The sequence below is a fragment of the Vibrio sp. 10N.222.55.C7 genome (genome assembly GCF_041473335.1).
Classification (GTDB): domain Bacteria; phylum Pseudomonadota; class Gammaproteobacteria; order Enterobacterales; family Vibrionaceae; genus Vibrio; species Vibrio crassostreae_C.
In genome coordinates this window covers 51,802-57,801 of the sequence record NZ_JBFRSC010000069.1, presented here as the reverse complement: position 1 = coordinate 57,801, position 6,000 = coordinate 51,802, and the positions used below count along the sequence as shown (strand labels likewise).

At 42.9% G+C, this 6,000-nt stretch carries 5 protein-coding genes; all 5 read right to left on the bottom strand.

Going from position 1 to position 6,000, the window contains the following annotated elements:
* Positions 1-72: 72 nt before the first annotated feature.
* The 5 genes from AB4482_RS21890 to AB4482_RS21870 all read right to left on the bottom strand — a co-directional run bounded on the left by AB4482_RS21890 (position 73) and on the right by AB4482_RS21870 (position 5,953).
* Positions 73-2,190, bottom strand: coding sequence for a YjbH domain-containing protein (locus AB4482_RS21890; RefSeq protein WP_372181677.1), 2,118 nt, complete (start codon positions 2,188-2,190; stop codon positions 73-75).
* 132 nt (positions 2,191-2,322) lie between these two features.
* Positions 2,323-3,231, bottom strand: coding sequence for a serine/threonine protein kinase (locus AB4482_RS21885; RefSeq protein WP_372181675.1), 909 nt, complete (start codon positions 3,229-3,231; stop codon positions 2,323-2,325).
* 19 nt (positions 3,232-3,250) lie between these two features.
* Positions 3,251-3,793 (bottom strand): outer membrane beta-barrel protein, encoded by a 543-nt coding sequence (locus tag AB4482_RS21880; protein ID WP_050652060.1) that lies wholly within the window; start codon positions 3,791-3,793, stop codon positions 3,251-3,253.
* 552 nt (positions 3,794-4,345) lie between these two features.
* Entirely contained in the window at positions 4,346-4,894 is a 549-nt protein-coding gene (locus tag AB4482_RS21875; RefSeq protein WP_372181679.1) for a sugar transferase, read from the bottom strand.
* Between the two features lie 114 nt (positions 4,895-5,008).
* A complete protein-coding gene (locus AB4482_RS21870) occupies positions 5,009-5,953 on the bottom strand; it encodes a UDP-glucose 4-epimerase family protein (RefSeq protein WP_372181673.1) in 945 nt (314 codons plus the stop codon).
* Between the last annotated feature and the right edge of the window lie 47 nt (positions 5,954-6,000).

Here is a 6,000-nt window from a genome sequence, read left to right as displayed (position 1 = left end):
GCTAATCCGCGATGAACCAAAAAAGAGCCAACACATGAGGTGTTGGCTCTTTATTTTAGATGTTACGCTGAATTATTTTACTGCTTCTAAGTATTTTAGGTAAGCATTGCGTAAGCGCTGTCGGTTTTCATAGTAGTAACTCGCACCGATGCGGTTACGGTTGAAGTACTGTCTTTCAATATTGTGTTGTAAGCCAGTGTCGACACCCAAGCCTGTGCCTAAATTATTGTGAGTTTCACCAACGCGAGTTTGAAGTGCATATACAAACTGGTCGATACCACGTAATTGAACGTAGTTAGGGCTCATATCTCGCCATAGTGTCAGCGGGATTGCGATAGAAAGTGTCACAAAATCTTCGGCTTCACTGCTTCCTACTGCTTTTGTGGTTTGGTATGACGCATCAACTCTTACGTCACCTAACCAATGACTGGTGGTCACGCGTACCCCTTCATCGCCTTTCCAGAATTGACCGGCTTGCACTTTACCTTGCCAGTTCCAGTCCGGTCTTGAGTAGGTGTAGTGGCCAATCATAGGGGTCGCATCTAAGATGGCTTTCCCTTTTGAATCGTACTCGTCTTGAGCAGAAAAGTTGGCGAATTCGGAACCCAGAATATGTCGGCCGCTATTGCTCGCATACTGTGTTTCATTCAAAAAGCCCAGGAAGTTTCCGTAAACTTGCCCAAATGAGAATTGAGTGGTGAGATTGTAAGGCAGCTGGAATGCTTGATGGAAAAGAACCCTATCCACTTCATTCTCAAACGCGTCGTCACCCCAAATTTCACCCTCTTCAAAGTCATCACTCTCTGCCAGTGGCATTACGTGTCGAACATCCAACGCAGCACCTTTCCACAAAGGTGTGTAAAGGTTAGTAGCCAGCGCTAAAGAGTAATCAAATACACCGTATTCTGTCGCCGTGTTGTGATACAAAGCAGGAGACACAATCACCTGTGTGCGGCCGAAACCAGAACGAGTAACCTCTTCACCAAAATTCGCTTTGGCGTAGCTCTTTTTAACATCAGAGGTACGAACAAGAAGTGTTTTGCAAGGCTCACCTGTTTTTACAAACTCACGGTAACATGGTGCGCTCGTGATCACTTCCATCATCGGCATATCGTTAACCAAGTTAAACAAACGAATGTTTTGCTGTTGGTAATTCTTAACGCCAAGGTCTTGAAGCATGCCCTCTCCCACGTAAGAAGAGATGATACCTAAAGCCACACCAACACCATCCACTTGGTTACGATTATAACGGCGGTTTTCTAACGCGACGTTTAAACCAATATCGTCCGCAGAGATTCTCACATTAAGAAAACCTTCATCGACCAAGGCTTTTTTAAGCTGAACCAGACCGGCGAATTTATGATGCGCCTGTTCTACTGCGATCTTATCTTCTAGGGTTAACTCATTAACTCGGCGAGACTCGGAAAAGCCCATTAAAGGGGTTGATGCCGCTACCGACCAAATATCGATATCGGCATTACCACTGGTGTAAAACTGGTATTGAAAAGATAACTGCGTATCCAGTGGTAAATAATGTTCTGGTGTAAACACCTTAAGGCCAGCATTAAATTGGTGAGAATCATGCTCTGCAATAAGCTGAACAAAGTCCAGAGGCTGATACTCTAAGCTAGCGAATGGCCCGTTTAAAACGCCATGGCTGACTTCTGACTTGCCGTAACCCGCACTAAACCTTGCTGGTACAAAATCAGGCTCAAAATCAGCAACAGCATAGAAGGTTTCGAAGTTGCTGGCAGCACCACCTAAATCTTGAACACCTACTGCCAGATCAAACCCAGTCCAATCTTTAACGAACGGGAGCTGGTACTTAAACGATGCAGACAGGTCACGAATACCATTACCACAATTAGGATTGTAGTTCGGTACATTTGGGTAAAGGTGACAGTCATAAGTTTTTGTGACAATTCTGCCTGACGCTTCAAAGCCATCAAACAGACCAACGCTAAATAATATGTTATCTAACTCACTGGTTTTCCCTCTATATGGCACGCCTTGGCCATAGAGGAAGGAAATGTCGCCAGTGTCCATCACTTGAGCATTGGGCACAATGATTGCGCCGGTATAACTTTGGGACGACATCAAGTTATCGACAGCGTAGGCATTAGGAGCAATAACTAATGCACTGACGGATGCAATGAGCGCTGCGTTTCTAGAGTGGCTGAGTATTTTCATTGGTATGCAATAGGTTATAACAGTATTCGCAAGTGGCTATGTTTAATAGCGACTATGTTTGATTGTAACTATGTTAATAGTAACAGCAGTAAAAAAGGCACCGATTGGTGCCTTTTATTATCAATCTTTAAATTAGCCGCCAGTACCACCGCCGTTACCGCCGCCGCCAGTACCACCAGTACCACCAGTACCACCAGTACCGCCAGTTGGTGGGTTAGTACCATCATCTGGGTCTGGAACAGGTTCAGATGGTTTCTCTGCTGAAGGTGGAATTGTCACAGGGGCACTTGGGTCAGCCACGACATCTTTAATAAAGTCAGGGTCTGTAGTTAGATCTAGGTAAATATCATCACCGCCAGGAGCAGTAGGATACTCTGGGTAGGTCTTGATCACTTCCTTTGTAATTGCAACAGCTGCCTTAGAGAGCTCAGTTGCTGACTTATCAGAACTTACTACAAGTACGTCTGATAGTACCGCAGCTGTCGCTGACACTAAGCTAGCATCTTTTGCTGGAAGGTCTTCAATAATTTCTTGTGTACGACGCAGGAAGTCAGCTACTGAAGTAACACCATTGTTTAGCAAGCCATCTAAGCCAAGGTCTGTAAGCACTTGAACACCTGTAGCTTCAGTATATGGCTGGCCATCTAGCTCTTTCTCGATCAAAGTAGAGATTGGAGAAGATGTAACAAGGTCATCGTAGTTCGCTAAGCCTTTAGGGAACTTGTAGCTTACCTTGCTCATATCTTTACCGTTAGAAACGTCCACTGCACCTGCTGTTGCGTTGTAAGCAAATGAACAAGTTTCAGGGTAGTTCAGAACAGTAAGTTCAGTAACTTCAGAAACACCGTAGTAGTTTGTTTCCTCTAGAGAACCAGTTTTGCCATTGTCACAGCTGTAGGTGCCTTTCATACCCATAACTGCTGGGTCGAATGCCATAATATTACGGTACGCTTGCTCAGGCGGCACGCTGTTGTTGTTGTCACTGCCACAACCACCAAGGATTGCACCAACGACTGATAACGCTAAAATTTTATATTTCACAATTTATCCCTACAAATGATTAAAAGCTATGAGACAAGGCAACATTAAACGAGTCGATATCGACACCACCAATATCTTGATATAGCTGGTATTCAATACCAACCTTCATCGCTGATGTAATCGAGTATTCAGTACCAAAAGCAATCGTTGGAGTCACACCAGAATCGTCAGACTCAACACCTGGACCGTTTGCTTTCCAGTCATAAATGGCGATGCCACCTTTTGCGTATAACGCTAAGCTGTCCGTTACATTTCCAGAGGCTTTAAGAACCACATCAAAGCTGCTTGCTTCGTAGCTGCCACCTGCAATGTCTTTAAGATCATACTCGCCAAGGTAGTTATAACCACCTTCGATGGCCAGTGTATCTACGATATGATAACCAACAAACAGACCGTAAGATGTGTCTGAGTCATCAATAGCCGTGCGGCTTTCGACTAATGGTGCAAAGTTATCGGCCGTTACATTACCAACTTTAGCGCCCACGTATAAATTTTCAGCTCCAACAGCTGTTGCTGATAGCAACAACAAAGGAGAAACCCTAGCTAACCACTGCATTTTCATATAATTATATCTTCCATATTTCAAACTGAACTGAGGCTGATTTTCCTAGCAAATCTAAGCGATAGTCTAATCAGTTTTTGTATGAAAGCCCCAAAAGCAGACACTCATACACGCCATTCCGTACCAAAGCTACTGACACAATTGAACAATATTGCATGCTGAAGCTAGAAGCTAGAAGCAACTCAATACTGTACTTTTGAATTTCGCCAGATTTATCAATGTTGTTTAACAAGCACAAAGAACTTGAGAGTAGCTTGCTTAAGCTATTACAAGCGAGCAGTTAGCATAATTTTTTCGTATGACACTACAAAAATGGTACTCACAAGGAATCAACACAAAAAGATTACTGCGTTGCTTTCAATATCCAACTAAGACCACCTAATCAATGATAGATAGCCTAAAAAGGAATTACTCTGATTAAACAACTAATTGAACAACATGATAGGTAATAACCGCTATCAAGTAAATGTATAATTAGCAAACGCACCACAACGATTCAAAAAAACGTCAGAGTTGCGTCAGAGAGAGGTGAAAGATAAGAAAGAAGGCAAATTAAACGCGGTCGCCCGAACCTTTACCTAATACTGTTTGAATTATGTATTGGAAGTACAATTTAGTATTCAACGTGTGAATCATGCGTTGATCCCACTCGGCTAGTTTCTTAGGCGTAGACATATCAATGTCGTTAATCTGCGCCAAACCAGTAACACCAGGCCTAACAGCAAGGACACCTCTTGATTCTCTCTCATCGATGAGTTCCTGTTGGTTAAACAGACATGGTCTTGGACCAACTAAACTCATTTCACCTTTAAGTACGTTGTATAACTGAGGCAGTTCATCAAGCTTGGTTTTACGCAGGAATCCACCGAGCTTAGTCACTGAACTCGCTCCAACTAAATGAGTCGCTACAGACTTTGTATCCACTGGCATGGTTCGGAATTTGACTAAGGTGAATGGCTTTTTGTTACGTCCCACTCGAGTTTGAAAAAAAACAGGAGAACCGGTATCAAAATAGCCGATGATGCAAATGACGAGAAATATTGGCCAAAGAAACAACAGACCAAAGAAAGCAAAAAAGAAATCTAACAAACGAATCAAAATGTATGCCTTAAATCTCTGATTAAACAAATATGATGAATGGCATAAGTGCCGTTAATTAATAAAGTGTATCTTACTCACTTACGAATATGAACGTAAGACTCCTCTTAAAGCATATCAATGCGACTTCAAGTAGGCATCCACCGTCTTTTTAATCCCTTCTTCAAAAGTTACGGGAGGTACCCATCCCAAGATCTCTTTCGTCAAACGAGTCTCAACCTGAAGGCTACCGCATATTCTCTGTGCAATGTGTTGTTTCTTTAATACTGAGGCTACCAATTGTATCCAGGACATTGGGATAGGTAAAAGCCTCGGTGTCTTATTCATTGATAAAGCGATAGTTTGCATTAATTGAGTAGTGGATACATCATGATTATCAGAAGCTAAGAACGTATGTCCGGGAGCTGAGGGGTGTTGACAACACGTCAGTATCAAGCTGCAGAGATTCTCTAGATAAACCAAACTTCTTTGGTTTTTTATAGCACCAAACGGTAATGGAATACCTTTATCAATCATACGCATCATAGATAAGAAGTTGGCTTTAACTCCCGGTCCATAAACTAAAGGCGGCCTAATGATAACCACTTCTAAACCAGTCTCTTTTGACAGCTGATTCAACTCGACTTCGGCTTCATACTTACTCAAGCCGTAAGGGTCTTGAGGGATATTACTTAGGTCAGGCTGAAATGGTGAGCCCGGCTCAGTAAATTCGCCATTAACTTTAATAGAGCTGACGAATACAAACCTTTTAGCCCCGGCTTCAACGGCTTGCTTTGCAAGGTTCAACGTCCCAAGAGTGTTTATCTCTCGGTACGCAGCTTGGGCATCTAGCTCACTCTCATTCATTTGATGCACTCGAGCAGCGCAATGAACCACACAATCGACACCTTCGAATGCACCAGACCAATCGGTAGAACCGTCAATGGAAGGGATAACCAAGCTATTAGTTAGTGGCTCTATTTGCTTACGCACAACCGAAGTGACATTCCAGTCACGCTCTCTAGCCAACTCAACAACTCGAGAACCGACAAAGCCAGTGCTACCAGTAACCAAAATTTTCATAATGCAGAAGCCTAAAATCGAACAAATAACAAACAGAATTAACAGTA

Coding starts and splice junctions, on each gene's coding strand:
- AB4482_RS21890 (WP_372181677.1), bottom strand. CDS start 2,190: ATGAAAATACTCAGCCACTCTAGAAACGCAGCGCTCATTGCATCCGTC.
- AB4482_RS21880 (WP_050652060.1), bottom strand. CDS start 3,793: ATGAAAATGCAGTGGTTAGCTAGGGTTTCTCCTTTGTTGTTGCTATCA.
- AB4482_RS21870 (WP_372181673.1), bottom strand. CDS start 5,953: ATGAAAATTTTGGTTACTGGTAGCACTGGCTTTGTCGGTTCTCGAGTT.